Below are 25,256 nucleotides of genomic sequence, written 5' to 3'. Positions count from 1 at the left end.
CGCCGACACGCCGCCTGGCGAGGCCCCGGCGTCGGCGTGTCGCCCTCGGCATGCGCGGTCGTGCACGCCCCGGCGCACTCCCGGTCCGCCGCGCGCCCGCCGCGACGCCGCGCGTCAGTTCCGCGCCGCCCGGTCGAACCGCATCGCGTACGCCCGAGTGAACACGGCGCCGCCCGGCCCGTGCAGCACGGTGCGCAGCGCGGCCGTTCGTGCCGCGTGCGCGGGGGCGCCGGCCGCGCGCCCGAGCAGCGTGTTCAGGAAGGCGAGACGCGCCGCGTGCCGCGCCGAGGCCAGGCGGTCGCGCTCCCACCGAGCGAGATCCGTGTCGTCCCCGCGCCGTACCCACGGTTCCAACAGGGGCGCGAGCGTCAGCGCGTCGAGCAGGCCGAGGTTCATCCCCTGACCGCCGATCGGGCTGACCTCGTGCGCCGCGTCGCCCACCACGACCACGCGTCCGCGCCGCAGGGCCGGCGCCACCGCCCGCCGCACCCCGAACGTCGACGCGCCCGTGATCTCGAGCGCCGTCCCGGTGCGGGCGGCGACGGCGTCGCGGAGGAAGCCGTCGGCATCCGTCACCTCCCCACGGCCCGCCCACGCGACGAGTCGGCGCCGCCCGCCCGGCAGGGGGAACGACTCGACCACCCCCTCGCGCTCGAGGTGGACGCGGGCGACGGGCCCCCCGGATGCCACGACGTCGGCCATGACGTATGTATCGGGGTAGTGGTGCGTGCGCACGGCCCCCGGGCGATACACGAGGTCGCGCCCCGACCACCCGGTGGCGACGACGACCACCCGCGCGCGGATTTCGCCTCCGTCGTCGAGCTGTGCGCGCACGCCACCGCTCTCCTGGCGCAGCGAGGTCACCCCCACGCCCCGCCGCACCGTCGGGGCGAGCGCCGTGAGCACCTCGATCGTGTCGGACTGCGGCAGCGCCGCCACGTACGGATGCCGAGCCCGCAGGCGATCGAACCGGATCCCGGCCAGCAGCCGGCCGTCGGCGCGGGCCTCTCCCCGCGAGATGCGCACGGCGCGTTGCCGGATCCCGTCCGTCGCCCCCGAGGCCTCGAGCAGTTCGAGGGCGGGCGAATGGATGCCGATGGCTCGCGTGCCCGCACCGGGATCGGCGCGTCGCTCGACGACCTCCACGGCGACGCCACGGGTGCGCAGATCGGCGGCGAGGGCGAGGCCGACCGGTCCCGCGCCCACGACGAGCACCTCAGTCACGCGCGCGCCCTCTCGCCCTGGCGAGCACCCGGAACGGCGCCGGTGTCTCGACGACCCAGGGCGTGCCCAGGGCGGCGGCCAGTTCTGCGGGGCGGTAGCTGCGCCGGATCGAGCGCAGCCCGTCCACGCGCAGGAAGGTGCCGACCGAGAGCGGCGCGATGCCCACCGCGTACAGGCCGTAGGCGAGGCGCCCGCGCGCGATGTCGGCGTGCAGCACCGCACCGCGCGAGAGGGCGAGGCTGTCGTCGGCGAAGGCCGCGAGCGACGCGTCGTCGAGATGGTGCAGCACGTGGTTCGACAGCACGAGGTCGAACGTCTCGCCCGCCGCGATCAGCTCTCGCGAGCCCTGGGAGACGAACCGCACCCCGGGACGCTCCCGCAGCCGGGCGGCCTCGTGCGCGCGGGGGTCGGGATCGGCCCCCACCCACTCGACCTCGAGGCCGTCGCGCGCAGCGAGGGCGGCCAGACGCGCGACCACGTCGCCGCCTCCCGACCCGAGGTCGAGCACGCGCGCGGGACGACCGAGCGCGATCAGCTCGGGACGCACGTGCGTGCGGTACACCCGGCCCCAGGCCGAGACGAGGCGGTTCACGACGTCGAACCGGCGATAGGTGGCCGCCAACGCTCGCGGGTCGCATTCGGGGTCGTCCATCAGCTCCCGCAGCGCGGTGTCGCGCCGCGCGAGGCCGGTGAACGCGCTCACGCCGATGCGCGGCGCACGGTGATGGTCGCCGCCTCCACGGTGAGGCCCGGCCCGAAGGCCATCGCGGCGACTCGATCGCCATCGCGCAGGGCGGCATCGGCGAGCAGGTCGCGCAGGATGAACAGCAGCGTGGCGCTCGACATGTTGCCGTGCCGGCGCAGCACCTCGCGCGAGGCAGCCAGGGCAGTGGCATCCAGTCCGAGGGCGCTCTCGACGCGGTCGAGGATGCTGCGCCCGCCCGGATGCACCGCCCACGCGTCGACGTCGGCGAGGTCGCCGAGCACGTCGGCGGCGATCGCCGAGATCTCGCGACCGATGATGCGCGGAACTTCGGGCGTGAGCGTCATCTCGAAGCCCGAGTCGCCGACGGTCCAGGCCATGTCCTTCTCGCCGTCGTCGGTGACGTGGGTGGCGAAGCCGTCGAGGTCGAGGCCGTCGCGCGAGGGATCCCCGGATGCCACGACCGCGGCGCCCGCGCCGTCGGCGAACACCGAGGCGGCGACGATCTGGTCGGGGTGCGACGAGGTCTGCCAGTGCAGCGAGCACAGCTCGGTGCAGGCGACGAGCACGACCGCGGCGGGGTCGTCCCCGACGATCCGCGCCGCGAGGCGCAGCGCCGGGATCGCGGCCGCGCAGCCGATGAAGCCCAGGTGGTACCGCTCGACGGTGGGCGAGAGTCCGAGGTCGCGCACGAGGTGGTAATCGGGCCCGGGGGCGAACATCCCCGTGCACGAGACGGTGACGACGTGCGTCACGGCATCCGTGTCGTATCCGGATCCCTCCATCGCGACGCGGGAGGCCGCCGCGAAGAGCCCCGGGGCCGTACGTCGGTATTCGTCGTTGCGGGCACGGGTCGGCGGCATGAGCAGGGTGTCGCCGTCGCGAACGGGGAGGCCGTCGTCCGCGGCCCCCGCGAGCTGCGGCAGCACCACGTGACGGGTGTCGATGGCGGCGGCGTCGAAGGCGGCCCCGACCAGGCGCTGGGCCTTGCGGTCGAAGCCCGGTTGCGCGGCGAACAGGTCGCGCAGCGTCGACTGGGTGACGCGGGTGTCGGGCAGGGCCGTGCCGATCGACACGATTCGGGCGGTCATGCCTCACTGTAGACACGCTTCGACGCCCCCGGCGCGGGGATGGTGCGGGTGTCGCGCGGCGTCTATGGTGCGGGCACCGCCGGAGACGTCCGCGACCCTGTCAATCCCCGCGGCCATCTGCCGACCCCGACCTACCGTGGCCCCTCGTTCACGATCAAGGAGTGCGCCATGACCGGTCCCCGCCCGCTCGACCCCACTCGCGTGACCGCCCAGAAGGCGGTGCGCGAACCGAACGCCCGCGTGTGGCTCGTGGCATCCGGCGTCCTCGCCGTCATCGCGATCGTGTTGTTCGCCTTCTCGATCCCGATCGTCGCCGCGTGGGCGTGGATCGGCATCGCCTTCCAGGTCGCGATCTTCGCCGCCCTGCTCGCGAACGGCCTCGGCGGACGCCGCACCGCCTATCAGGGCTACATCTTCGCGGTGCTGATGTGCGTGCAGGCGGCGGTGGCGCTGCTCGTGATCGTCATCGTCGCGATCGCCGCGTGGATGCCGCCGGTCTGACGCTCCGCTCGTGTCGGCCCATGCGCGCGGGTGGCGCGAGGCGGCCGAGCCGGTCGAAGCCACCGGGGCGCGTGACTCCGGGTGCCGACGACGGGGTCGAGGGCCTGTGTCGCGCTCGTCGGAGCCCGTGCGTCACCGTCCCTCCGACGGGCTCAGGGACCTGCCCCCGCTCGCACGACGACGCCCCGTCCGGGGATGCCGGACGGGGCGTCGTCGTGCAGTCAGCCGCCGAGGACGCTGCTCACGTCGGTCGGGCTGTCGAACTCGTCGACGTCGACGGATCGCAGTCTCTCCAGCAGCTCCTCGGGGGCGCCGTTGTCTTCGGCGATCCCGATCAGCTCGCACCGGCCGACGGGGTAGTCGACTCCGGCGAGGTATTTCTGCATCTCGATCGCATCGGGCAGATCCGCCATGGTGCTCTCCTTCTTCGTGGGGGTGCGGTCACAGAATGGGCTTGCCGCCGGTCACCGCGACGCGGGCGCCGGAGACGTAGCTGGCCTCGTCTGAGGCGAGCAGGACGTACACCGGTGCGAGCTCGGCGGGTTGCCCCGGGCGTCCGAGCGGAACCTGCTCGCCGAAGCTCTCGACCTTCTCCGCGGGCATCGTCGCCGGGATGAGCGGTGTCCACACCGGTCCCGGCGCCACGCTGTTCGCCCGGATGCCGCGCTCGCCGAGCAGCTGGGCGAGAGAGGCGGTCATGTTGGCGATCGCGGCCTTCGTCGCGGCGTAGGGGAGCAGCTGCGGCGACGGCATGTCGGAGTTGACCGAACTCGACGCGATGATCGACGCCCCCTCCGTCAGGTGCGGCAGAGCGGCCTTTACGGTGTGGAAGTACGCGCTGACGTTCGTCGCCCAGGTGTGGTCCCACTCGCTGTCGTCGATCTCCTCGAGCGTGTCGTGGCTCATCTGGAACGCGGCGTTGATCACCAGGACGTCGAGTTTGCCGAGGTGCTCCACCGTGCGGGCGACGAGGTCGCGGCAGTGCTGCGGGTCGGAGACGTCTCCCGGGAGGAGGACGGCGCGACGGCCGGCGTCTTCGACGAAGCGGCGGGCCTGCTCGGCATCCTCGTGCTCGTTCAGATAGGCGATCGCGACGTCGGCCCCCTCGCGGGCGAAGGCGAGGGCGACGGCCTTGCCGATGCCGCTGTCGCCTCCGGTGATGAGGGCCACCTTGCCCTCGAGTCGGCCGGAGCCGCGGTAGCTGTCCTCGCCGTAGTCGGGGGTCGGATCCATCGCCCGGTCGGTGCCGGGGACGCTCTGCTGCTGGGCGGGTTGCGACATGTCTGCCTCCTGGGGATCGGAGGACCCACCTCACGCGCCGCACGGCGATCGCGCACGAGGGTTGACAGTGCTCCGGTGCGTCGTCGGGGAGGGGATGCCGAGGCGGCTGAGCCCGTCGACGCCTGCGGGGCCGTGCGCCCGGCCCCGTCGACGGGCTCGGCGACCTGGGGGTTCTGCGCCCGTTACCGCCGACGGGCTCGGCGACCCGGGGGTTCTGCGCCCGGTACCGCTGACGGGCTCGGGCAACCGCGCGGTCCCTCTGTTGGGCTCAGGGACTTCCGGTGTGCTCGGGCCGCGCGCCCGCGCCCTGCGCTCAGGCGGCGATCGCGTCGCGCAGCAGCAGACCCGCGATCGCGCCGCGGTACTCGTCGATCATGCGGCGGCGGTCCAATCGTCCGCGGGCCGCGAGAGCGGCCCCGCGTAGGGCCGGACGCAGGGCGAGGGCGTCGCCCCACGCCTCGGCGATGGCGGCGACGTCGCGCGCGGTGACGAGACCGAACCCCTCCACCATGCGCGCGGCGTCGCCGACGTCGGTCGTCACGGGTACGGCCCCGGAGGCCGCGCCCTCGACCAGGCAGAGCGGAGACGCCTCGCCGAAGGCGCTCGTGAGGGCCACGACGTCGGCGATGCGGTACAGCTCGGGCATGTCTTCGCGCAGGCCCAACGCGTGCAGGGCGACCTCGTCACCGACCCCGCTCTGGGTGCGCAGCGCCCGGAACGCGGGGTTGTCGGCCGTCATCCCGGAGCCGCACATGAGGTAGTGCGTGGCGGGCGCGCGGCGCGCGTGCGCGGCGACGGCGCGGAGGAAGAGCCCCGGATCCTTCATCGCGTCGAAGCGAGCGGCCAGCAGCACCACGGGTGCCGACTCCGGGATGCCGAGGGCCGAGCGGATGCGACGGCGCTCCGCCCGCGTGCCCGGGCGGAAGCGGCGTGTGTCGATGCCGTTGTCGATGACCCACGCCTCATGCGCCGCCACCCCGACCCGCGCATAGGCGTCGGAGGTCGACAGGGCGCACGAGATGGTGGCCGTCACGGCGCCGGAGGCGGCGGCATCCGTCAGCCATCCCAGGGCGGGGCCCGAGTGTGTCGGGTCGGACCGGTGCAGGCACGCCGCGACGGGGACGTCGGGGAGCAGACCTGCCCGGTCCAGCGCGACGACGAGGCTCAGCGGCTGCTCCTTCAGCGAGAGCACGACGTCGGCGTCGGAGAAGAGAGCGGCGGCGTGGTCGAGCTCGGCCGCGGTGTAATCCTCCGGGGCGATCGGGCGGTCGCCGGCGATGCGGTCGAACGCCGTGATCTCCACGCCCGCCTCGCGAAGGCGCCGGTAGCGCGTGTCATCGCGCGCGAGCTGCAGCGACGCGTCGCGGCGCGCGGACGCGGTGAGCGAGAGCACCCGGTGCTCCTGCGAGCCGTCGCGCGCGAGTCCCGCGACGACGTCGGAATGCAGGATGCGGGCTCCACCGGCGAAGAAGCCCTCGTAGAGGGAGAGCACACGGATGGATCGCGTCATCGGGGTCTCGTTTCAGCCGGGGAGAGGCACCGCGGATGCGGTCGTCCCATGCTGAGGCGTGGACCCCGTGGGCTGGGTTACGCCCGGGAGACCATCGTGTGAACGCCCGGACACGAGCCGACGCGCCGGCCCCCGGGGGAGGGACCGACGCGTCGGGTGAAGGGGCGGTGGGTCAGGCGCGGGGCGCGACCACCATCGCCTCGCCGGCGTCGCGTGTGCGCGACCAAGGCCAGCGCGGCGCCGTGCGCTCGCGCGGTTCGTCGGTCGATCGCGGCACGATGCCGTTGCCCATGGCGGTCGACATGGCGATGCTCCACACCGAGCCCGCCTGCTGTCCGCTCTGCTGTCCGTGGATCATGATGTGCTCCTCACTCCCGTCTCCCGACGGGATGCCCCGTCTCCCGACGGGCGTCTCGACCTCCGTCATAACCCGACGCGGGTCGCGGCGGTGCCCGCTTGACAACGGTGACATGATGCGCATCCCGGCGGCGCCGCCGGCCGCGGGGTGGAGCGAGCCCGGTGCCCCACCCCGCGGTGTCCTCACGCGCCGCGAACGGTCTCTCCGGCATCCTGCGCGCGGTCCCGCACGGTGGAGACGGCGTCGGCGGAGTCGTCCTTGACGTGCTGCACCGCTTCGGCGGCACGATCCTTGACGGCGTCGACGGCCTCGCCCGCGGGTTCCTTCAGGTCGGCGACGATGTCGTGCGCGACGTCCTTCGCCTCGTCGATCAGCGGAGCCGCCTTGTCCTTCGCCTTCGCGGCCGCGTCGCGTTCGGCGCGCGAGGGCGGGATGAGCGAGGCGAGCACGAGGCCCGCGCCGAAGGCGACGAGCCCGACGGCGAGCGGGTTCCCCTTCACCGCGTGGCCTGCGTCGTGCGCGGCGTCCCCCGCCCGGTGGGCGAGGCCGGATGCCGTGCTCCCGGCATTGTCGGCGACCCCCATCACGCGATCGCGGACGCTGCGGACGGCGCCGTGCAGCTTGCTCTTCTGCCGATCGACGATCTTCGAGGGCGTCACCTTGTCGGCGATGGCATCGACGTCGGAGCCCAGGTCGGCACGGGTGCGCTCGATCTCGGCGCGGATGGCTTCCGGTGAATCGGTCATCGGTTCTCCTCATTCCTTGCGAATGCTTCCGGTATCTCCTGAAGGGTGGCCGCGGTCTGCGGCATCCCTTCCACGGTCTTGAGGCGGCTCCGGCCGATGGCGAAGAGGATCCCCGCGACCACCGCCCAGATCACGGCCACCACCACGGCCGACCAGGCGTGCCCGATCAGCAGCGCGAGCGCCTCCCAGAGCGCGATCGAGAGGAAGAGCACGACCATGCCGGCCGCGTATCCTGCGCCACCGAGCAGCCCGGCGCCCTTCGCCGACTTCGTCGCCGACTCCTTCACCTCGGCCTTGGCGAGAGCCAGTTCCTGCCGCATGAGCGTCGACATGTCGCGAGTGACCTCGCCGACGAGTTCGCCCAGCGACGTCGTCGCAGCCCTCTGCTCAGAGGGTGTCGGGTCGGTCATCAGAACCTCCCTCACGTGCGCCGTCGAGGCGTGCCGCCGACTCGGTGTACAGCGGCGGGTCGTCGACGTCGGCCGTCAGGCCCGTGCCGTCGCCGACAGGCTCGGTCGGCCGCGTGCCGTCCACGACCGGGACGATGGGCGTCGCGTCGACGACGCCGACCGGGGGGACATACCCCTCGAGCCTGTCCGCGCCGTCGTCGCTGGCCCGGACCGCGGCGTCCGCATCCGCATAGCGCGGACCGCCGAGCGTCGCGGGAGCGGACGCACCCGAGTCGTCCGACTCGGCTCCGGCGGCGATCGCGCGACTGAGCCGGCCGACCACGACCCCCGCGATGGCCGCGACGGCGATGAAGGTGCCGGGGCGACGACGTGCGAACGCGGTGACGTCTTTCACGAGCTGCTGAGGGTCGCGATCCGCGAGCCACGAGCCCACGGTCGACGCGTGCTCCGCTGCGCGGCGCACCACCTCACCCGCGATCCCGCCGCCCTCGTCGGCGTCGGCCATGCGGGTGAAATCCTCGCCCAGGGAGCCGAGCCCGTCCGCGAGGCGTTTCTGCTGGGTCGCGGCCTGGTCCGACAGCTCACGGCCCGACTGCGACACGAGGTCGCCGATGCGCGCCTTTGCCTCGCCGGCGACGGCGGCCGCTTCGTGGGCGCCGGACTGCGCGACCTCCTGGGCGGCGTGCCCCGCCGTCTTCGCGGTCGCCGATGCCTCCTGCGCGGCGGCTCCCGCCTTCGCGGCTGTGCCCGAGTCCTCGTCCTGAGACGTGGTGAATTGCGACATGTTCGCTCCTTCCGTGGCGTTGGGGTGTCCGGTCTAGGTCCGGAACCACCGCTGCGGCTCGGGCCTTGCCCCGGTGCGGATGGCGTGCAACGCGCGAGGCGGCCGGTTCGCTTCGGAAAGCGTCCGATGGACGGACCCGCCCGACGGCCGGTCGCAACGGTCGTGCGCGCCGCCGCGGAATGAGTACGATCATGGGTCGTGCAGTCATCCGAAGCCCCGCTGTCGCCCCTCCCCGGGTCGGCGCTCGGGCGTGCCCTTCTCGCCTACGGTGAGGCGCGGCGCACCGCCGCCGCCGAGGCTCGCCGCGCCCTGTCGCTGAACGAGCTCGATGCCCGGGCGCTCCTGTTCATCGGTGACAACCCCGGAGCGCGCCCCTCGCACGTGCGCGACCATCTCGGCATCACCTCGGCCGGGGTCACCACCCTCATCGACCGTCTCGTCCAGCGGGGAGCGGTCAAACGGGATCTGGACGCCGAGGACCGCCGCGTGAACCACATCACGGCCATCGTCGATCTGGATGCCCCGCCGTGGTCGGAGCTGCGGGCGTTCGACGCGGCGATCGAGGATGCCGTCACCCGCATGGACCCGGCCTTGGCCGACCGCGTGGCCCGGGTCATCGACGAGCTCGTCGCGCACGCGCGACGCTGACGGCGGGGTGCGACGCGGGCATCCGGTCACGCGTCCGGCTGCCGCGACTTCGCGACGTCGCCTCGGGACCCCGCGCACCGAGCGTCGGTGACGGACGGCACGCGACGCGCCGGGTCGAATTATTCAGCGGCCGCGAGGAAGGCTTCCGAGCGGGCCTGGAGGAACGAGCACAGCGCGGCCAGGGTCGCGAGTTCTCCCGCGAGGGCCATCACGCGGCCGGCCGGCAGGGGAGCGGCGTCTTCGCGCGGTTCGAAGGTGACTGACCAGTCGGTGGCGCCCTGCTCGGAGCCGGGGGCGACGTAGAAGGTGGTCGATACGCTGCGCAGCTGGGCAGCGATCAGTCCGGCATCCCCGCCGTCGTCGTTGTCCTGCGGGATGACGCGGAGGATGTCCGCGTCGTCGTAGCCGAGGGCGCGGAAATCGTCGATCCACGACTGCAGCGTGGTCACTGTGCGAAACGGCATCGGGTCCCCTCGACTGGCGGGGCGCTGAACGGGCGCCGCACCCATTATGACGGCGGCCGGACGCACGGAGGGGGAATGACGGTGATCGCATCGACGGCACCGGGATCGACGGCGAGGGGGAGGGAGACCATCGGACGTTCCAGCGCGAAGTCACGAGCTCCGCGCCGGAACGCCTCCGACCACCGCGCCGGGGAGCGGGAGCGGTCGGGTCGCTGCATCGAGATGCCGCCTGCGAATGCTCGCCGCGGTTCGGCGACGGGTCAATGTGCGCCGCGCGATGCTGCGCTTCGCGGCTGTTCACTCGCGTCCCGCGGCCGACGACGCCGAAATGCGCATTTTCCGCATTTTGATGGATACGGTGAATGCGGATGGGGGGTCATCCGCGCCGACCGTCGCCGGTCGGGTGCGTCATCGTCGATCTGTGCATTGCGGCGCGTGAGAGCGTTCCCATACCGGCGGGCGTCCTTCGACGCAATGGTCTTGCCGCACATTCTCGGACGATTTAGGAAGCCTGCGTGGAGCATACGAACATCGAGACCCGCGACGCCGAGACGGTGGAGCACCTGTGGCAGACCATCGTCCCGGGAGCCCGCATCGCCCGCGCGGATGCCATTCAGCCCGCGATGGCGTGGCACGCGGCGTCCGAGCCGGGATTCGGCTTCTGCGACTACACGATCGGGTCGACGATGCTGGTCGAATCCGACCCCCTCGATCAGGTGGTGGTGGGCCGCATCGCCGGCCCGCGGGTGGTGGGGACCTATCGCCGCGAACGCATCGACACCGCGGTCCCCTTCATGGTGGTCGACCGTCCGCTGGAGATCGCATTCACGGGTCGCATCGCGGGCACCGGCGTCTCGTTCACGCGGACGGAGTTCGACGACGCCGCGCGTCGTCTGTCGGGGGACGAGGGCTTGCGCGTCCGGGCGACGGGCCATGCCCCCGTGAGCGAGCAGCGTCTGCGCTATTGGTCGCGCACGTGGGAGTACACCCGCGACGTGCTGTTGCGCTCGCCCGAGCGCACCCCGCTCATCCAGCAGCAGGCGCGCACGCTCATGCTCGAAGCCTCTCTCATGACCTTCCCGACGACCTTCACCGACGCCCTCGCCGCCGGCCGGCCGTCGCGACCCCTGCCCGCGCCCGTGCGTCGGGCGAAGGCCTACGTCGAAGCGCACGCCGCCGAACCCGTGGTGCTCGCCGACATCGCGGAGGCGGCACGCTTGTCGCCGCGCGGCCTGCAGTACGCCTTCCGTGCCGCCACCGGTCGCACGCCGATGCAGTATCTGCGGCGGGTGCGCCTCGACGCCGCGCGGGCGGAACTGCGCAGCGCCGACCCCTCGGTCGAAACGGTCGCGGCGATCGCCGCGCGCTGGGGTTTCTCCAACCTCGGCCGCTTCGCCGCCATGTACCGCGGGGAGTTCGGCGAGACGCCCTCGTCGACCCTGCGCTCCTGACGCCGGTCGGTGCGACCGCCGGTCAATGCCCGGCGCCGAGGCCGCCGCTGAGGCGATCGTGGAAGCGGGCCGCGGTGTCGTTCATTCCCTCGAGCTCGACGGTCGTGCCGAGGTGGGCGTACTTCGTGCGCACCGCATCGAGCGCGGCGACGGTCGAGGCGTCCCATACGTGCGAGCGCGACAGGTCGATCACGACGTTCGCGGGGTCGCGGTGGTACGCGAACCGGGTCGTGAGGTCGTTGCTCGAAGCGAAGAAGAGCTCGCCCTCCACGACGTAGCGGGCGGTGTCCCCCTCGACGGAGCGGGTGACGCTCGTCAGCGAAGCCACGCGGCGTGCGAACAGCACCGCGGCCGCGACGACGCCCACTCCGACACCGATCGCGAGATTGTGCGTCCACACCGTGACGGCGACGGTCAGCACCATGACGATGGTCTCGCTCAGCGGCATCCGGCGCAGGGTCGAGGGGCGGATGCTGTGCCAGTCGAAGGTGGCGATGGACACGACGATCATCACGGCCACGAGAGCGGCCATCGGGATGATCGCGACGACGTCGCCGAACGCCAGCACCAGGAGCAGCAGGAACACGCCGGCGAGGAACGTCGAGATCCGGGTACGCGCCCCCGAGGCTTTGACGTTGATCATCGTCTGGCCGATCATCGCGCAGCCGCCCATTCCGCCGAACAGGCCCGACAGAACGTTCGCGGCGCCCTGGCCGAGCGACTCGCGCGTCTTCGACGAGGGGGTGTCGGTGATGTCGTCGACGAGGGCTGCGGTCATGAGTGACTCGAGCAGGCCCACGACGGCCATCGCCACGGCGAACGGGAAGATGATGCCGAGCGTGTCGAGGGTGAACGGCACGTTCGGGATCAGCAGTGCGGGCAGGCTCTCGGGCAGGGCGCCCTGGTCGCCCACGGTCGGGACCGAGATGCCGAAGACCACGGCCGCACCCGTGAGCAGCACGATCGCCACGAGCGGAGCGGGGATCGCCTTGGTCACGCGCGGCAGCAGGTACATGATCGCCAGGCCCGCCGCGGCGATCGGGTACACCGCCCACGGCACCCCGATCAGCTGCGGCACCTGCGCGATGAAGATGAGGATGGCGAGGGCGTTCACGAACCCGACCATGACGCTGCGCGGGATGTAGCGCATGAGCTTCGCGACCCCGGCGAGTCCGAGGATCACCTGCAGGATGCCGCCGAGGATCACGGTCGCGAGGAGGTAGTCGACGCCGTGCTCGCGGGCGACGGGGGCGATGACGAGCGCGATCGCTCCGGTCGCCGCCGAGATCATGGCGGGACGCCCGCCGAGGAACGCGATGGCCACGGCCATGACGAACGACGAGAAGAGTCCGAGACGCGGGTCGACGCCGGCGATGATCGAGAATGCGATGGCCTCGGGGATGAGGGCGATCGCCACGACGAGACCGGCGAGCACCTCGCGGGTGAGCAGGCGCGGGGAGCGCAGCGCCTGCAGGACGGTGGGTTCGGGGCGCGGGCGCGCGAGGACGTCGGTCATGTCGATGCTCCTGAGGGGGGCTCGGTGGGAACCCGCGGCGGCGCGGGGAAGAATAGAGGGGTCGCAACCGCGACCGAGAAGAACTCTACCGTAACGTGAGGTTTGCGGGATCGGGGATGCCATGACCGAGGAGCGTCCGATGCAGATCGGCGAGCTCGCCGAGCGCACGGGGCTGTCGATCCGCACGCTCCGCCACTACGACGAGATCGGCCTGCTGCGCCCCTCGGCCCGCACCGAGGGCGGGTTCCGGCTCTACACCGCCGACGACGAATCGCGCCTGCTGCTCATCCGGCGCATGAAGCCGCTCGGATACTCGCTCGAGCAGATGGGCGAGCTGCTGAGCGTCGTCGACGGTCTCGAGGCCGATCCCGGCGACACCGCACTGCGGGATCGATTCGCCGGCATCCGCGACGAGGCGCAGCAGCGCCGCGAAGACCTGCGCCGCAAGGTCGCCGCTGCCGACGAGTTCATCGCGCAGTTGGAGGCGCGATGACCGCCCACGACATCACGCTCGAGGGGCACGGCATCCGTCTCTCTCCCGCCGACCCGTCCGACGCCGCCGCGGCGTGGCCCCTCACCGACCCCGACCTGTGGAGTCGCATGACGACGCCGTGGCCGGCCTCGGTCGACGCCTACGCCGCGCACGTCGAGCAACAGCTCGCCACCCCGGGGCTGTTCGCCTTCACCGTGCGGGATGCCGGCACCGGCGTCGTACGCGGATCGACCACGTTCTACGAGTACGTGCCCACGCAGGGGCGGGTCGAGATCGGGACGACGTGGTACGGACGCACGTTCCAAGGCGGGAAGACCAACCCCGCCGCCAAGCTCCTCCTCCTCGGCCACGCCTTCGAGACCTGGGGAGTCAATCGCGTGGCGATGCGATGCGACGCGCGCAACGAGCGCAGCGCCCGCGCCATCGAGCGGCTCGGCGCGACGCCGGAGGGGCGCCTGCGTCGGCACCGCGTCGCGCCGGACGGCTCCGTCGCCGACACGCTCTACTTCTCCATCCTCCGCGACGAGTGGCCCGACGTGCGCGCCGGTCTCGAGACGCGACTGTCGTCCGCCGAGCCCGGCGCGCGCGCCTTCGATGCCGAGACGACAGCCCGCTGACGACCCGGCGACATTCTGCAGTCGAGATGTCCGTCGCACGCCGTCTCGTGGACGCTGCGGGCAGGGCGGGTCAGCCGGCTGCGGCCTGCGCGGCGCGGCGGCGCGCGAACTCCCGGGCCTCGGTGAACAGTTCGAGATCGATCTGCACGTGACGGCGAGCGAGCTCCGCCGCCTCGTCGGGGGCGGCCGTGACGATCGCGTCGACGATCGCGTCGTGCTCGCGCGCGGCGCGGGACTCCATGCGTCGATGGCTCTCGCGGTCGCCCCACGGGTGGGCGGGGGCCGAGAGCGAGAGATGGCGCTCGTGCTCGAGCAGGATGTCGCGCAGGGCCGTGTTGTGGGCCGCGTCGATGATCGACAGGTGCAGCAGGCTGTCGGCCCGCTGCTTCGGGTCGCCCGAGGGTGCCGCGTGGAAGGCGGCGAGGCGGTCGCGCATCGTGGCGATGTCGGCATCCGTGCGTCGTTCGGCCGCAAGCCGAGCCAGTGACGAGTGGAGCATCGAGCTCGCCGTGCAGGCGTCGACGAGGTCGCTCCAGCGCTCCTCGAACCACCGGTCGACCCCGACGACCACCGAGTCGGGCCAGTGCTGCGCCACGAACGTCCCTCCGCTGCGGCCCCGGCGGCGTTCGATCAGCCCGCGGGTGGAGAGGTCGTCGAGGGCGGCGCGCACCGTCGTGCGGCCCACTCCGAGCAGGGGCGAGAGGTCGCGTTCGGCCGGCAGCCGCGTGCCGGGCAGGAATTCGCCCACCGCGACGGCGGTGATGAGGCGCTCGGTCACGCGCTCCACCAGGGAGGCGTCGTCGGTCTCGGCCATGGGCTCCCGTCGTTTCCCCCATGTTAAATCCGCAGAAAAGGTTTGCCAACGCACCTTTAACGGGTCCACGATGACTCCATGCAACGCGAGATCACCGTTCCGTTCCACGACGGATTCACCTGGGCCCGCCTGACCGAGCCCGCAGAACCCACCGGCCGCGCGCCGCTCTTCGTCCTCCACGGCGGCCCCGGTATGGCGCACGACTACGTGAAGAACCTCGACGCCCTCGCCGAGATGACCGGCCGCACCGTCGTGCACTACGACCAGATCGGCTGCGGACGCAGCTCGCACCATCCCGACGCTCCCGTCGAGCAGTGGGTGCCGCAGTTCTTCGTCGACGAGTTCCACCATCTGCGCGGGGCGCTGGGCTTCGACGAGTATCACGTGCTCGGGCAGTCCTGGGGCGGCATGCTCGGTGCGGAGATCGCCGTGCGCCGGCCGGCGGGGCTTCAGGGCCTGATGATCTGCAACTCCCCGGCATCCATGCAGCTCTGGCTCGAGGGCGCCGCACGCCTGCGGTCCGAGCTGCCCGCCGAGAACCGCGAGGCCCTCGATCGCCACGAGGCCGACGACACGCTCGACCACCCCGACTACGTCGAGGCCACCCGCGTCTTCTACGAGCGTCACGTCTGCCGCATCACGCCCATGCCGCAGGACTTCGTCGACAGTGAGGCGCAGATGCTCGCCGACCCGACGGTGTACCACACCATGAACGGTCCCAACGAGTTCCACGTCGTCGGCACCGGCCGCGACTGGACGATCATCGACCGCCTGCCGCAGATCGCGGTGCCCACCCTCGTCGTGGCGGGGGAGTACGACGAGGCCACGCCCGAGACGTGGGCGCCGTTCGTCGAGCGCATCGCCGGCGCCCGCTCCCACGTCTTCGCGGGAGCCAGCCACTGCACGCACCTCGAGATGCCCGACGTCTTCCGCGGCGTCATCGCCGACTTCCTCGCCCCCCTTCCCTGACGCGCCCCGAGCGAACACGTCCCGCCCCCACCGCACCCGCCCCACCCGAACCCGAATCAGGAGCCCCGATGTCGAAGTCCGCCCCCGAAGCCCAGCAATCGCTGGAATCCTTCGGCTACAAGCAGGAGCTCAAGCGCTCCATGTCCACTCTCGACCTGGTCGTCTACGGCCTGGTCTTCATGGTGCCGATCGCCCCCTGGGCGATCTTCGGCGTGGTCTACAACGCCGCGAGCGGAATGGTGCCGCTGGTGTACATCACCGGCGTCGTGGCCATGATCTTCACCGCGCTGGCCTACGCGCAGATGTCGAAGGCCTTCCCGATCGCCGGTTCGGTCTTCTCCTATGTCGGTCGCGGCATCCACCCCACCGTCGGCTTCTTCGCCGGGTGGGCGATCCTGCTCGACTACCTGCTCGTCCCCACCCTGCTCTACGTGTTCGCGGCGTCGTCGATGGCCGGCATCTTCCCCGACGTGCCGCAGTGGATCTGGGCCGTCGCGTTCGTGATCATCAACACCGTCATCAACGTGCTCGGCATCGGCTCGATCAAGCTCGCGAACCGCGTCATGCTCGGCATCCAGCTCCTCTTCGTGGTGATCTTCGTCGTGATCGCCATGGTCGCCCTCTCCTCCGGGGCGATCCCCGGGGCCGAGTTCTCGATCGCCCCGGTGTGGGATGCCGAGAAGGTCAACCCCGCGCTCATCGCCACCGCCCTGTCGATCGCGGTCCTGAGCTTCCTCGGCTTCGACGGCATCTCGACCATGGCCGAGGAGTCCACGGGCGACCGGAAGTCGGGCGGCCGCGCGATGATCATCGCCCTCCTCGTCGTGGCCGTGCTGTTCGTCACGCAGACGTGGTTCGCCAGCGCCCTGGCCGCCGGAACGATCGCGTTCTCGGACGACGACGTCAACAACGCCTTCTTCCTGCTCGTCGCGCAGGCTGCGGGATCCGGCTGGGCCACGGCGTTCCTCGCCGTCAACGTCGTCGCGGTGGGCATCGCCAACGCCGTCGCCGCTCAAGCCGCCACCTCTCGACTGCTGTATTCGATGAGCCGCGACCGGCGCCTTCCCGCTTTCCTGTCGAAGGTGAACGCGCGCCAGGTGCCGCTCGCCGCGATCCTGTCGGTCAGCGCGATCTCGCTCGTGCTCGTGCTGTTCTTCGTCGGCCAGATCGCGGTCATCTCGTCGCTGGTGAACTTCGGCGCACTGCTCGGCTTCCTGCTGCTGCACGTCTCGGTCGCGGTGTACTACCTCGGTAAGAAGAAGTCGAAGAACTACCTGCTGCACCTCGTCGTGCCGGTGATCGGGTTCCTCATCATCGGCTATGTGCTGCTCAACGCCGACATCGCCGCCAAGGTGGGCGGCATCCTGTGGCTGGTCGTGGGCGGCGTCGTGTACGCCGTCTTCGCCCGCAGGAACGGTGGCGCCACCGGGCCCCTGCCCGAGCACGCCACCGCGACGGCCGGAGAGGGCGGCGGCGAGGTGGCCTCGTGACGAGCGTCACCCACGCGCTCGGCAAGGAGCTCGGCCGTCCGGGCTTCGACGCCGCGGTCGCACCCGTCCTGCGCGTCACCCCCGGCACGGGCGAGACGATCTCCTTCGAGACCGACGACGCCGTGTACGCCGAACTGCACGAGCACGGGGATCTCGCCGCCCTGCGCGCCCCGATCAACCCGGTCACCGGGCCCGTCCACGTCGAGGGCGCGATGCCCGGCGATGCGCTCGCGGTGCACGTGCACGAGATCCGCCTCGGGCCGTACGGCTGGTCGCAGAGCCTGCCGGGGGCCGGCGCCCTGCAGCACCGCATGCCCGATCGGGTCGTCAGCCGTCGCATCCCGATCGACGCCGAGGGCGTGCACCTCACCGACCGCCACGTGGTCGCAGCGCGTCCGATGATCGGGTGCATCGGCACCGCACCCGCGGCGGGCGTGAACTCGACCGTCATGCCGACGACGTCGCTCGGCGGCAACATGGACCTCACCGACGTCGCCCCCGGCGCCACGGTCTACCTGCCCGTCGAGGTCGAGGGTGCGCTGCTGTCGATCGGCGACATCCACGCCGTCATGGCCCGCGGCGAGTCGTCGTTCGTGGCGATCGAGGCCGCCGGCGTCGCGGTGGTCTCGATCGATCTCGTGAAGGATGCCGGCTACCGCGCGCCGCGCGTCGAGACCGCCGACGAGTGGATCTTCGTCGGTCTCGGCGACCCGGTGCAGGAGAGCATCCGACGCGGATACGAGGACGTCTTCGACACCCTCGTCGGCGCACACGGGTGGGACGCGATGGACGCCTACGCCGTGATGAGCGCGGTCGTCCACAGTGAACTGGGCGGGCCCACGGGGTCGACGGCCCCCGACCCCCTGCACCCCTTCCGCGCGGTCGGGGCGGTGACGCTGCACCGGCTGCCGAAGGACGCGCTCTGACGCGACCGGGCGAGCGCCGCGGCTGCGGCGTGCGCGCGGGCTCGCGCCGCGCGGGGCGGGAGCTGGTCCCGACACCCGCCTCGCGCGGTCGGACGCGGCCCGTGACTCGGGCGGGCTCGGCAGCCGTGTAAGCTTTCCTGTTGGAAGTGTGTCCGAGCGGCCTAAGGAGCATGGCTGGAATCCATGTAGGCGGGGTAACTCGCCTCGCAGGTTCAAATCCTGTCACTTCCGCCACACGAAGAGCGTCATCCTCGAGATCGAGGGTGGCGCTCTTCGGTGTTCAGCCCACGCTCGCGCTCTCGCGCTCGGCATCCACCGCCCCCGGGCGCACCACGAGCGAGCGGGGCAGCACTCGCGCGAGCGCGCGGCGGGCCGGGGTCGCCCTCGCGAGCAGGCCCGCTCGGACGCGATCGACCGCCGCGGCCAGCGCCGGTCCGTGCGCGGGGTCGGGCGCGTCACCGGCATAGCTGACGCGCTCGAGGGCCTCCCGCAGCAGGTCGGCGTCGTCGGCGGCGACGCCGTGCTCCTCGACCAATCGCGCGGCGAAGGCGCGAGGCGATTCGGCGCCGGGGGCCGGGATGCCGAGATCCACCGCGTCCTCCCGCAGCGCGGTCCACGCGGCCACGGCATCCCCCGCGCCCGCGGCGTTCAGACGTCGGCGGCGCCGGACGACACGCAACAGCGCCGGCACGAAGGCGGCCACGAGCAGCGCCAGCACCACGATCCCGACGGGCACCCAGGCGGCGCCCGGACGCGCACTCGTCGCCGCGGCGCCGGCGTCCACGGCCCCCACGTCGCCGCGGTCGGGTGACGAGGGCGCCGATGACGGCTGGGCGTCGGGGGCAGCAGCATCCTGTTCGGGGGTGGTAGGCGTGGCGCCGCCGTTCGAGGTCGATCCCGATGCGAAGTTCGTCGGCACCCCGAGGCTGTTCGTCGGTTCGAAGGGCACCCAGCCGATGCCCTGGAAGTAGACCTCCGGCCACGCGTGCAGCTGGCTCGAGGTGACGGTGTACTCGGTGCCACCCTGCTGGGGGATGCTGGAAGCCGTTCCCGGCAGGTATCCGACGACGATGCGCGACGGCATGCCGAGCGAGCGCGCCATCACCGCGAACGCGGAGGCGTAGTGCACGCAATATCCCGCGCGCACCTGCAGGAAATCGGCGACCGCGTCCAGTCCCGCGCCGTCGAAGCCTGCGTCGACCGGTGCATCGAGCGAGTACCGGAACGCGCTGCTGCGGAACCACGTCTGCATCGCGAGCAGGGCGTCATAGGGGGTCGAGGTCCCGGCCGTCACCTCGCGGGCCGTGTCGCCGATGACCGAAGGCACATCGGCGGGCAGGGCGCTGACATCGGCGCTCAGGCCGGGGTCGCCCACCGAGCGGCTGCGGATCTGCTCGAGCGTCGGTCGCGGCACACTCGCCTGCACCTCGTATTGCTGATCGCGCGTGGAACCCGCGCGCGTGACGACCGTGCGGTTCTGCGGCATGCCGAGCCACTCGCCGTCGAGCCCGGTGACGGTCGCGGCGGGGTAGGGCACGGGCAACCAGGGGCTGTCGAGGGCGTCGACGGTGACGTCGGTGGTCCAGTCGACGCGGGCGATGTCGGCGTCGGTCTCGACCGGGCTGAACACCGCTCCGTCGCCCGGGACGGGCACGGTGTCGGAGCTGTCGGGCGACCAGACCGCTCCGTCGAAGCGGGAGAGGGTCACGGCCCGCAGGTACGGCGCCGTCGGGGCCGTCGTCCGCACGGTGAGCACGTCGACCTCCCGCGGTTGGCGCAGATCGTTGCCGAGCTCGAGGTTGGGGTTGATGGTCGTGCCCGTGCCGCCCGATCCACCGGTGGCGAAGCGCAGGCCGGGCTGGGGGAGGAGCGGGGTGGCGACCACGGCGACGATCACGGCGACCACGGCGACGGCGAGGGCCGTCGCCGAGACCCCCAGTCGACCGGGCGCGCGGGCGGAGGGCCGCCGCGGCGCGGGAGCTGCGGCGCGAGCCCGCGTATCGATGCGGAGCAGGAAGAGCAGCGAGGCGGCCAGCAGCACGAAACCGGCGACGTCGACGTCGGAAGGGATCGCGATCGTGGGGATGAGCGAGACCGCGACCAGGCCGACGCCCGCGAGCAGCGGCATGCGCGCCGTCAGCACGACGTGGTCGAGCACGAGGGCGAGGGCGCCGACCGCCGCGACGAGCAGGAAGCTCAGCCCGGCTTCGGGCGGCACGGGGGCCACCCCGAGGCGGATCTCCTCGGAGGCGCCCGAGAGCAGCCCCGGCACCGTCGCGAAGGTCGCCGGGGTGGGGATGACGCCGAGCAGGGCGGTCGAGCGACCGAACAGCAACGTGAGCCCCACGATCCAGACCGCCGCCTCGATGATGGTGGCGACCACGGCGGGGAGGTGCGCGAGCCGCACGAGCAGCCCCGCCCCGAGCACCGCGGCGGACAGGGCCGCCGCGCCGGCCACCCACGCGCCGGGGGCGATCACCGAGAACGCGGGCAGCAGCGCCGCGATGATCGCGACGTACAGTCCCGCCGCCAGCAGCGCGGCGTCGCGCCGCCGCCGAGCGGTGCGCAACTGCGTGATGTCAGCGACCGACACGGGCGTACCCCTGCTCGATCGCGTCGTCCCATGCCGCGGCCACATCGCCACCGGGATGCACCTGCGCCGCGCGCCAGCCGCCCGCGCGCAACGAGTCCAGATCCGCGCGCTCGGCCACGACCAGCAGCATCGGAAGGGCGGAGCGCTGGGCCACGGCCCTGAGGGCCTCGAAGTCGTCTGCCTGCAAGGCCCCGGTGATCACGATCAGGGGGCCGGTGAGGCCCGCCGCCGTGGCGGGGACGACACGACGTGCCGCGTCGTCCGGGCGCGCACGCAGGCTCGCGAAGGCCGCCGCGGTCGCACGGGCGTCGGCGTCGTCGCCGCCCTCCACCGGATCGGCCAGAAGCTGACCGTCGCTGTCCACGACGTCGACCGTGTACCCCTCGTGCACGAGCCGTGCGACCGCCGAGACGCATGCCGAGACGGCCGTCTCGAAGGCCGCGTCGCCGCCGGGGGCGTGGGCGGCCACCGGAGACCAACGCGACAGGGCGCGGTCGAGCACGATCGTGGCCGCGGGGCTCGCCTCCTGCTCCTCCTGACGCACCATGAGCGTGTCGCGGTGCGCGGTGGCCCGCCAGTGGATGCGGCGCATCGAGTCGCCGGGCGCGTACGGGCGGGCGACGAGGTTGTCGGCGCCCTGGCCGATCTGCAGCGTCGTGGTCTGCCGCGATCCGCCCGCTTCGCCCGCGGCGACGGGGAGGGCCGCGAGATCGCGCACCGTCGGCGCCACGGTCACGGCGGTGGTGCGGCCGAGGGCGATGCGCCGGCGCACCAGCCCGAACGGGTCGGTGGTGGTGACCTCGAACGGTCCGAGGGCGTGCACCCCCCGCGCAGCCCCCGTCACGTCGTAGCGCACCTCGATCGTGGAGGCCGCACCGCTGAGGCTCGACGAGATCGTCGGCGACGCCCCCTCGGCCGTCCCCGTCAGTCCCGCCGGCAGCGCGTCCCGCCACCGGCCCGGAGCTGTCGGCAGTGCGCTCTGGATACCCGCGCGAACGGTCACGCTCGCGGGCCCCCCGACCTCCGGCACCTCGGGCGAGACGACACGCGTGACGGCGCCCGATCCGCGGGTCAGCAGCAGAGCGACCGCCGACGCGACGAGCAGCGCCGCCAGGAGCGTCGCGAAGTACAGCAGCTCGGGGATGCCGGCGCGCTGGGCGATCACGAAGGCCGCCACGGCGAGCAGCAGCGCCCCCGTGCCGCGCACCGTGAACGGCCAGAACCGCCTCACCCGGGCTCTCACGGTCGGGCGGCGAGGGGTACGCGCACGCTCGCGGCGATCCGCTCGAGGGCGTCTGCCACGACCGCAGCCCCCGCCTTGCCTCCGGCCGCGGACCGGTTGGCGATCAGGCGGTGGGCGAAGACGGGCGCCAGCAGGGCCGTGATGTCGTCGGGGATCACGTACGACCGGCCGTCGAGGGCCGCCCGCACCTTGGCGGCGCGAACGAGCTGCAGGGTCGCCCGGGGGCTCGCGCCGAGCCGGATGTCGGGGTGACTGCGCGTCGCCTGTGCGAGCGCCACGACGTACTCCTCGAGTGCCGGGGCGACGTGCACCCCGCGCGCCCAGGCGATCATGGCGGTCACCTGGCGGGCCGAGACGACGGGGGTGAGCCCGTCGAGCGGGTTGACCGCGTCGCGCTGGCGGAGCATGAGCGCCTCGGCCGCGGCATCCGGGTATCCCATCGAGATGCGCAGGAGGAAACGATCGCGCTGCGCCTCGGGCAGGGCGTACGTGCCCTCCATCTCGTACGGGTTCTGCGTGGCGACCACGAGGAAGGGGGAGGGCAGCACGTGCGTGCGCCCGTCGACGGTGACCTGCCGCTCCTCCATGGCCTCGAGCAGAGAGGACTGCGTCTTCGGCGAGGAGCGGTTGATCTCGTCGGCGATGACGATGTGGGCGAAGACCGCGCCGGGGGTGAACTCGAACTGCCGCTGCACCGGATTGAACACCGACACGCCCGTGATGTCGCCCGGAAGCAGGTCGGGGGTGAACTGGATGCGACGGACGTCGGCGTCGATCGTGGCCGCGAGGGCCCGCGCCAGCATCGTCTTGCCGACCCCGGGCACGTCTTCGATCAGCAGGTGCCCCTCCGCGAGGAGGGCGATGAGGGCGCTTCGGACCGCCTCCGGCTTGCCGTCGATCACCTGCGACACGGATGCCAGGATTCCCCCGGTCAGACGGGCGAACGTCTCTGCGTCGAGGGGCGCGTCGGCCGCGGGCCGGGCGGTGGTGTCGGGGCGGCGGAGTCGTGATGCCGCCTCGGGCGTGACCGTCTCGTCCATGGCATCCCTTGCGTCGCGGGGTGGAGGCGCGTCGTCGCCGCCGTGACCTGATCGTAACCCGCTCGGCATGGGCGGGGGCCCGAAACGACGCGGCACACAGGCGTCACTCGGCGGATGCTCGGGCCCCTAGGATCGGGGAGCGTTGGTCCACCCGAGGAGCCCGCGCATGTCGCACACCACCCCGTCCCTGCCCGCCGTCACGCACGTGCTCGCCGTCGACATCGGCGGGACGAAGGTGGATGCCGCCCTCGTCTCGCTCGCCGGCGAGGTCGAGCGGGCGAGCGTGACCCGGCGTCCGACCGGGAGGGCCGCGGACCGCGACGAGATCGCCCGCAACATCCGCGAGGCCGCCACCGCGGCGCTCGCCGCCGTCGACGGCGCCCGCGTCGGCGCGATCGGTGTGGGCAGTGCCGGCCCCGTCGACCTGCCCTCCCGCTCGGTCTCGCCCCTGAACCTGCCCCTCGCCGCCGGTCTCCCGATCGACGAGGTGCTCGGGGGGCTCGTGGACGGCCCGATCCGCCTCGCCCTCGACGGCACCTGCATCGCTCTCGCCGAGCACTGGCGCGGAGCGCTCGTGGGTTGCGACGACGCGATGGCGATCGTGGTGTCCACCGGCGTGGGCGGCGGACTCATCCTGGGCGGTCGGCCCGTTCCGGGCGCCAGCGGCAACGCGGGTCACCTGGGCCAGACGTTCGTGCGCACCATCGAGGGCGACGAGGTCGTGGCATCCACCCTCGAGGCCGTCGCGGCCGGCCCCGGGACCGTCGCCTGGGCGCAGGCGCACGGGTGGGAGGGTGAGACGGGGCTCGACCTCGCCGCCGCCCACGCGGCCGGGGACGCGATCGCCATCGCCGCCGTCAGCCGCTCGGCCATCGCCGTCGGGCAGGCGATCGCAGCGGCGGCGACACTGTGCGATCTCGAGGCCGTGGCCATCGCGGGCGGCTTCTCGCAGGTGGCCCCCGACTACGTCCACCAGGTGCGCGCGGCCGCCGAGGCGGCGGCGCTGCACGCCTACGCGCGCCGGTGCCGCATCGTCGGCTCGGGTCTCGACGGCGACGGCCCCCTCCTGGGGGCGGCAGCGCTCGCGCTGCAGTCCTGAGGCCGGGTCTACCCTGAGACCGAGGACCGCGCCGCGGGCCGACGAGTGAGGGCGGGGAACATGCGTACGGGTTCCAATCTGCCCGCCGTCGGCGAGTACAACCAGACGCTGGTGCTCGACCTCATCCGTCGCTCGCCGGAGGGGTTGAGTCGTGTCGAGCTCTCGGCGCGCACCGGTCTGAGCGCGCAGACGCTCAGCAACGTCACCCGCCGTCTCGCCGATGACGGTCTCATCATCGAGGCGGGCAAGGTCATCTCCGGCCCCGGCAAGCCGCGGACGCTGCTCAAGCTCGAGCCGCGCTCGCGGTTCGCCGTGGGGGTGCACCTCGACCCCGTCGTCGACACGATCGTCGTGGTCGACATGGCGGGGGAGGTCATCGCGCACGACGAGATCCCCGCGCTCCGCGAGGTCGCTCCCGAAGCCCTGGTGGCGGCCGTGGGCGCGGCCGTCGACGCGATCGTCGAGCGTGCGGGGGTGCCGCGCGAGCTCGTTCTCGGGGTGGGCGTCGCCGCCCCCGGGCCGTTCGACGCCCGTGGCGGACGCCTTCTCGATCCGCCGCTGCTGCCGCAGTGGCACAACGTGAACGTGCGCGAAGACCTCGGTGCGGCGACGGGGCTGCCCGTCATCGTGGAGAAGGACGTCACCGCGGCGATGGTCGGCGAGATGTGGTTCGACCGCTCCGACGTGCTCAGCGACGCGATGTTCCTGTACTACGGCGCCGGCGTCGGCATGGGGCTCGCGGTGGCGGGCGCTCCGGTGCGCGGGCGGACCGGCAACGCCGGGGGCATCGCGCACGTGGTCGTGGATGCGAACGGACCTCTGTGCGCGTGCGGGTCGCGAGGATGCCTGGGGGTGTCGATCGAACCGCGCGTGCTCATCGCCGAGGCCGGGTACATCGACGCCGACCCGCGCTCGGGCCTCGACCGTCTCGTGCGCGATGCGGCGGATCCCCGGCACGCGGCCGCGGGAGTGCTGCGGCGGGCGGGGGAGCGGATCGCGCGGGCTCTCGTGGTGACCAACAATCTCCTCGACGTCGACGAGGTCGTGCTCGGCGGTCCCGCGTGGGAACGCCTTTCCGGGGTGCTCGCCGACATCGTCGCGGAGCATGTCGCCTCGGATCCCGCGTCGACGGCGACGCTGCCGATCATCGTGCGGCGTTCGGTGGTCGGGCTCGATGTGGCGGCCGTGGGAGCCGCGTGCTTGATGCTGGACGGCGCGTTCGCGGCCCGACCGGCGCGCATGATGATCGCGCTCTGACGCGGCCCGGACCGTTCATAGCGGGGCG

General features: G+C 72.6%; 26 protein-coding genes and 1 tRNA gene. 11 read left to right on the top strand and 16 right to left on the bottom strand.

The window, feature by feature from the left end:
* Positions 1 to 114: 114 nt before the first annotated feature.
* The 3 genes from AB0230_RS07850 to AB0230_RS07840 are packed head-to-tail and all read right to left on the bottom strand — an operon-like array spanning position 115 to position 3,018.
* Positions 115 to 1,224: an NAD(P)/FAD-dependent oxidoreductase gene (locus tag AB0230_RS07850; protein WP_366375014.1), complete on the bottom strand. Its 1,110-nt coding sequence runs from the start codon at positions 1,222 to 1,224 to the stop codon at positions 115 to 117.
* Complete coding sequence (locus AB0230_RS07845) at positions 1,217 to 1,927, bottom strand: methyltransferase domain-containing protein (protein WP_366375012.1); 711 nt, start codon at positions 1,925 to 1,927, stop codon at positions 1,217 to 1,219. Before AB0230_RS07845 ends, AB0230_RS07850 begins: the two co-directional genes overlap by 8 nt.
* Positions 1,924 to 3,018 (bottom strand): type III polyketide synthase, encoded by a 1,095-nt coding sequence (locus AB0230_RS07840; RefSeq protein WP_366375010.1) that lies wholly within the window; start codon positions 3,016 to 3,018, stop codon positions 1,924 to 1,926. Before AB0230_RS07840 ends, AB0230_RS07845 begins: the two co-directional genes overlap by 4 nt.
* A 168-nt stretch (positions 3,019 to 3,186) precedes the next feature.
* Between AB0230_RS07840 and AB0230_RS07835 the strand changes: the two genes are divergently transcribed.
* Positions 3,187 to 3,519: a hypothetical protein gene (locus AB0230_RS07835; RefSeq protein ID WP_366375008.1), complete on the top strand. Its 333-nt coding sequence runs from the start codon at positions 3,187 to 3,189 to the stop codon at positions 3,517 to 3,519.
* A gap of 221 nt (positions 3,520 to 3,740) precedes the next feature.
* Here the strand turns inward: AB0230_RS07835 and AB0230_RS07830 are convergent, their stop codons facing one another.
* The 7 genes from AB0230_RS07830 to AB0230_RS07800 all read right to left on the bottom strand — a co-directional run bounded on the left by AB0230_RS07830 (position 3,741) and on the right by AB0230_RS07800 (position 8,608).
* Positions 3,741 to 3,932 carry a DUF2795 domain-containing protein gene (locus tag AB0230_RS07830; protein WP_366375006.1) on the bottom strand — a complete coding sequence of 64 codons (192 nt, stop codon included), beginning with the start codon at positions 3,930 to 3,932 and terminating at the stop codon, positions 3,741 to 3,743.
* A 28-nt stretch (positions 3,933 to 3,960) separates the two neighbouring features.
* The gene (locus tag AB0230_RS07825; protein WP_363390109.1) at positions 3,961 to 4,800 is read right to left on the bottom strand and encodes an SDR family oxidoreductase; all 840 of its coding nucleotides are present in this window, start codon (positions 4,798 to 4,800) and stop codon (positions 3,961 to 3,963) included.
* A gap of 313 nt (positions 4,801 to 5,113) precedes the next feature.
* On the bottom strand, positions 5,114 to 6,310 hold the full coding sequence (locus AB0230_RS07820; protein WP_366375004.1) for a glycosyltransferase: 1,197 nt from the start codon (positions 6,308 to 6,310) through the stop codon (positions 5,114 to 5,116).
* A gap of 172 nt (positions 6,311 to 6,482) precedes the next feature.
* Complete coding sequence (locus AB0230_RS07815) at positions 6,483 to 6,668, bottom strand: hypothetical protein (protein WP_366375002.1); 186 nt, start codon at positions 6,666 to 6,668, stop codon at positions 6,483 to 6,485.
* A 182-nt stretch (positions 6,669 to 6,850) separates the two neighbouring features.
* Positions 6,851 to 7,414, bottom strand: a complete 564-nt coding sequence (locus AB0230_RS07810) for a DUF3618 domain-containing protein (protein ID WP_366375000.1) — start codon at positions 7,412 to 7,414, stop codon at positions 6,851 to 6,853.
* The gene (locus AB0230_RS07805) at positions 7,411 to 7,824 is read right to left on the bottom strand and encodes a phage holin family protein (protein ID WP_363578415.1); all 414 of its coding nucleotides are present in this window, start codon (positions 7,822 to 7,824) and stop codon (positions 7,411 to 7,413) included. Before AB0230_RS07805 ends, AB0230_RS07810 begins: the two co-directional genes overlap by 4 nt.
* Complete coding sequence (locus AB0230_RS07800; RefSeq protein ID WP_366374998.1) at positions 7,802 to 8,608, bottom strand: hypothetical protein; 807 nt, start codon at positions 8,606 to 8,608, stop codon at positions 7,802 to 7,804. Before AB0230_RS07800 ends, AB0230_RS07805 begins: the two co-directional genes overlap by 23 nt.
* 198 nt (positions 8,609 to 8,806) lie before the next feature.
* On the opposite strand from AB0230_RS07800, the gene AB0230_RS07795 reads away from it, so the two are divergent.
* Entirely contained in the window at positions 8,807 to 9,256 is a 450-nt protein-coding gene (locus AB0230_RS07795) for a helix-turn-helix domain-containing protein (protein WP_363390101.1), read from the top strand.
* A gap of 119 nt (positions 9,257 to 9,375) precedes the next feature.
* Here the strand turns inward: AB0230_RS07795 and AB0230_RS07790 are convergent, their stop codons facing one another.
* Positions 9,376 to 9,720 carry a hypothetical protein gene (locus AB0230_RS07790; protein WP_315994919.1) on the bottom strand — a complete coding sequence of 115 codons (345 nt, stop codon included), beginning with the start codon at positions 9,718 to 9,720 and terminating at the stop codon, positions 9,376 to 9,378.
* A gap of 515 nt (positions 9,721 to 10,235) precedes the next feature.
* On the opposite strand from AB0230_RS07790, the gene AB0230_RS07785 reads away from it, so the two are divergent.
* Positions 10,236 to 11,171: an AraC family transcriptional regulator gene (locus AB0230_RS07785; protein WP_315994918.1), complete on the top strand. Its 936-nt coding sequence runs from the start codon at positions 10,236 to 10,238 to the stop codon at positions 11,169 to 11,171.
* Positions 11,172 to 11,193: 22 nt separating this feature from the next.
* Here the strand turns inward: AB0230_RS07785 and AB0230_RS07780 are convergent, their stop codons facing one another.
* Positions 11,194 to 12,687 (bottom strand): SulP family inorganic anion transporter, encoded by a 1,494-nt coding sequence (locus tag AB0230_RS07780; protein ID WP_366374995.1) that lies wholly within the window; start codon positions 12,685 to 12,687, stop codon positions 11,194 to 11,196.
* 121 nt (positions 12,688 to 12,808) lie between these two features.
* Here AB0230_RS07780 and AB0230_RS07775 point away from each other — a divergent pair, with 121 nt between their 5' ends.
* Positions 12,809 to 13,180: a MerR family transcriptional regulator gene (locus AB0230_RS07775; RefSeq protein ID WP_363390093.1), complete on the top strand. Its 372-nt coding sequence runs from the start codon at positions 12,809 to 12,811 to the stop codon at positions 13,178 to 13,180.
* Positions 13,177 to 13,797 carry a GNAT family protein gene (locus AB0230_RS07770; protein WP_366374993.1) on the top strand — a complete coding sequence of 207 codons (621 nt, stop codon included), beginning with the start codon at positions 13,177 to 13,179 and terminating at the stop codon, positions 13,795 to 13,797. The genes AB0230_RS07775 and AB0230_RS07770 overlap by 4 nt, the downstream gene beginning before the upstream one ends.
* 70 nt (positions 13,798 to 13,867) lie before the next feature.
* Here the strand turns inward: AB0230_RS07770 and AB0230_RS07765 are convergent, their stop codons facing one another.
* Complete coding sequence (locus AB0230_RS07765; protein ID WP_315994914.1) at positions 13,868 to 14,611, bottom strand: GntR family transcriptional regulator; 744 nt, start codon at positions 14,609 to 14,611, stop codon at positions 13,868 to 13,870.
* Positions 14,612 to 14,689: 78 nt separating this feature from the next.
* Between AB0230_RS07765 and AB0230_RS07760 the strand changes: the two genes are divergently transcribed.
* The 4 genes from AB0230_RS07760 (at position 14,690) to AB0230_RS07745 (ending at position 18,230) form a co-directional block, all read left to right on the top strand.
* Complete coding sequence (locus AB0230_RS07760) at positions 14,690 to 15,580, top strand: proline iminopeptidase-family hydrolase (RefSeq protein WP_366374990.1); 891 nt, start codon at positions 14,690 to 14,692, stop codon at positions 15,578 to 15,580.
* 68 nt (positions 15,581 to 15,648) lie between these two features.
* Positions 15,649 to 17,070 carry an APC family permease gene (locus tag AB0230_RS07755; RefSeq protein WP_366374988.1) on the top strand — a complete coding sequence of 474 codons (1,422 nt, stop codon included), beginning with the start codon at positions 15,649 to 15,651 and terminating at the stop codon, positions 17,068 to 17,070.
* Positions 17,067 to 17,996: an acetamidase/formamidase family protein gene (locus AB0230_RS07750; protein ID WP_366374986.1), complete on the top strand. Its 930-nt coding sequence runs from the start codon at positions 17,067 to 17,069 to the stop codon at positions 17,994 to 17,996. Before AB0230_RS07755 ends, AB0230_RS07750 begins: the two co-directional genes overlap by 4 nt.
* A gap of 142 nt (positions 17,997 to 18,138) precedes the next feature.
* Positions 18,139 to 18,230 (top strand) — tRNA-Ser (locus AB0230_RS07745).
* A 46-nt stretch (positions 18,231 to 18,276) separates the two neighbouring features.
* On the opposite strand, the gene AB0230_RS07740 is transcribed toward AB0230_RS07745, so the two are convergent.
* From AB0230_RS07740 to AB0230_RS07730, 3 genes are read right to left on the bottom strand one after another with little or no spacing between them, the layout of a single operon-like run.
* Entirely contained in the window at positions 18,277 to 20,589 is a 2,313-nt protein-coding gene (locus AB0230_RS07740; RefSeq protein WP_366374984.1) for a DUF3488 and transglutaminase-like domain-containing protein, read from the bottom strand.
* Complete coding sequence (locus AB0230_RS07735; protein WP_366374982.1) at positions 20,576 to 21,820, bottom strand: DUF58 domain-containing protein; 1,245 nt, start codon at positions 21,818 to 21,820, stop codon at positions 20,576 to 20,578. The genes AB0230_RS07740 and AB0230_RS07735 overlap by 14 nt, the downstream gene beginning before the upstream one ends.
* An 8-nt stretch (positions 21,821 to 21,828) precedes the next feature.
* A complete protein-coding gene (locus AB0230_RS07730) occupies positions 21,829 to 22,872 on the bottom strand; it encodes a MoxR family ATPase (RefSeq protein ID WP_315994908.1) in 1,044 nt (347 codons plus the stop codon).
* Positions 22,873 to 23,038: 166 nt separating this feature from the next.
* On the opposite strand from AB0230_RS07730, the gene AB0230_RS07725 reads away from it, so the two are divergent.
* Together AB0230_RS07725 and AB0230_RS07720 are read left to right on the top strand one after the other, a co-directional pair.
* Positions 23,039 to 23,971, top strand: coding sequence for an ROK family protein (locus AB0230_RS07725; protein WP_366374980.1), 933 nt, complete (start codon positions 23,039 to 23,041; stop codon positions 23,969 to 23,971).
* 60 nt (positions 23,972 to 24,031) lie between these two features.
* Positions 24,032 to 25,228, top strand: a complete 1,197-nt coding sequence (locus tag AB0230_RS07720; RefSeq protein WP_366374978.1) for an ROK family protein — start codon at positions 24,032 to 24,034, stop codon at positions 25,226 to 25,228.
* The last annotated feature ends 28 nt before the right edge of the window (positions 25,229 to 25,256 follow it).

It is taken from the genome of Microbacterium sp. NPDC089190, assembly GCF_040701795.1.
GTDB classification, from domain to species: Bacteria; Actinomycetota; Actinomycetes; order Actinomycetales; family Microbacteriaceae; genus Microbacterium; species Microbacterium galbum.
The sequence above is the reverse complement of the archived record's forward strand: the minus strand, read 5'-3'. Positions and strand labels throughout refer to the sequence as shown.

What these genes read in the sequence shown, in the direction of transcription:
- AB0230_RS07840 (WP_366375010.1), bottom strand. Translation starts at nt 3,018, where the DNA reads ATGACCGCCCGAATCGTGTCGATCGGCACGGCCCTGCCCGACACCCGC.
- AB0230_RS07835 (WP_366375008.1), top strand. Translation starts at nt 3,187, where the DNA reads ATGACCGGTCCCCGCCCGCTCGACCCCACTCGCGTGACCGCCCAGAAG.
- AB0230_RS07830 (WP_366375006.1), bottom strand. Translation starts at nt 3,932, where the DNA reads ATGGCGGATCTGCCCGATGCGATCGAGATGCAGAAATACCTCGCCGGA.
- AB0230_RS07825 (WP_363390109.1), bottom strand. Translation starts at nt 4,800, where the DNA reads ATGTCGCAACCCGCCCAGCAGCAGAGCGTCCCCGGCACCGACCGGGCG.
- AB0230_RS07820 (WP_366375004.1), bottom strand. Translation starts at nt 6,310, where the DNA reads ATGACGCGATCCATCCGTGTGCTCTCCCTCTACGAGGGCTTCTTCGCC.
- AB0230_RS07815 (WP_366375002.1), bottom strand. Translation starts at nt 6,668, where the DNA reads ATGATCCACGGACAGCAGAGCGGACAGCAGGCGGGCTCGGTGTGGAGC.
- AB0230_RS07810 (WP_366375000.1), bottom strand. Translation starts at nt 7,414, where the DNA reads ATGACCGATTCACCGGAAGCCATCCGCGCCGAGATCGAGCGCACCCGT.
- AB0230_RS07805 (WP_363578415.1), bottom strand. Translation starts at nt 7,824, where the DNA reads ATGACCGACCCGACACCCTCTGAGCAGAGGGCTGCGACGACGTCGCTG.
- AB0230_RS07800 (WP_366374998.1), bottom strand. Translation starts at nt 8,608, where the DNA reads ATGTCGCAATTCACCACGTCTCAGGACGAGGACTCGGGCACAGCCGCG.
- AB0230_RS07790 (WP_315994919.1), bottom strand. Translation starts at nt 9,720, where the DNA reads ATGCCGTTTCGCACAGTGACCACGCTGCAGTCGTGGATCGACGATTTC.
- AB0230_RS07780 (WP_366374995.1), bottom strand. Translation starts at nt 12,687, where the DNA reads ATGACCGACGTCCTCGCGCGCCCGCGCCCCGAACCCACCGTCCTGCAG.
- AB0230_RS07775 (WP_363390093.1), top strand. Translation starts at nt 12,809, where the DNA reads ATGACCGAGGAGCGTCCGATGCAGATCGGCGAGCTCGCCGAGCGCACG.
- AB0230_RS07770 (WP_366374993.1), top strand. Translation starts at nt 13,177, where the DNA reads ATGACCGCCCACGACATCACGCTCGAGGGGCACGGCATCCGTCTCTCT.
- AB0230_RS07765 (WP_315994914.1), bottom strand. Translation starts at nt 14,611, where the DNA reads ATGGCCGAGACCGACGACGCCTCCCTGGTGGAGCGCGTGACCGAGCGC.
- AB0230_RS07760 (WP_366374990.1), top strand. Translation starts at nt 14,690, where the DNA reads ATGCAACGCGAGATCACCGTTCCGTTCCACGACGGATTCACCTGGGCC.
- AB0230_RS07755 (WP_366374988.1), top strand. Translation starts at nt 15,649, where the DNA reads ATGTCGAAGTCCGCCCCCGAAGCCCAGCAATCGCTGGAATCCTTCGGC.
- AB0230_RS07730 (WP_315994908.1), bottom strand. Translation starts at nt 22,872, where the DNA reads ATGGACGAGACGGTCACGCCCGAGGCGGCATCACGACTCCGCCGCCCC.
- AB0230_RS07725 (WP_366374980.1), top strand. Translation starts at nt 23,039, where the DNA reads ATGTCGCACACCACCCCGTCCCTGCCCGCCGTCACGCACGTGCTCGCC.
- AB0230_RS07720 (WP_366374978.1), top strand. Translation starts at nt 24,032, where the DNA reads ATGCGTACGGGTTCCAATCTGCCCGCCGTCGGCGAGTACAACCAGACG.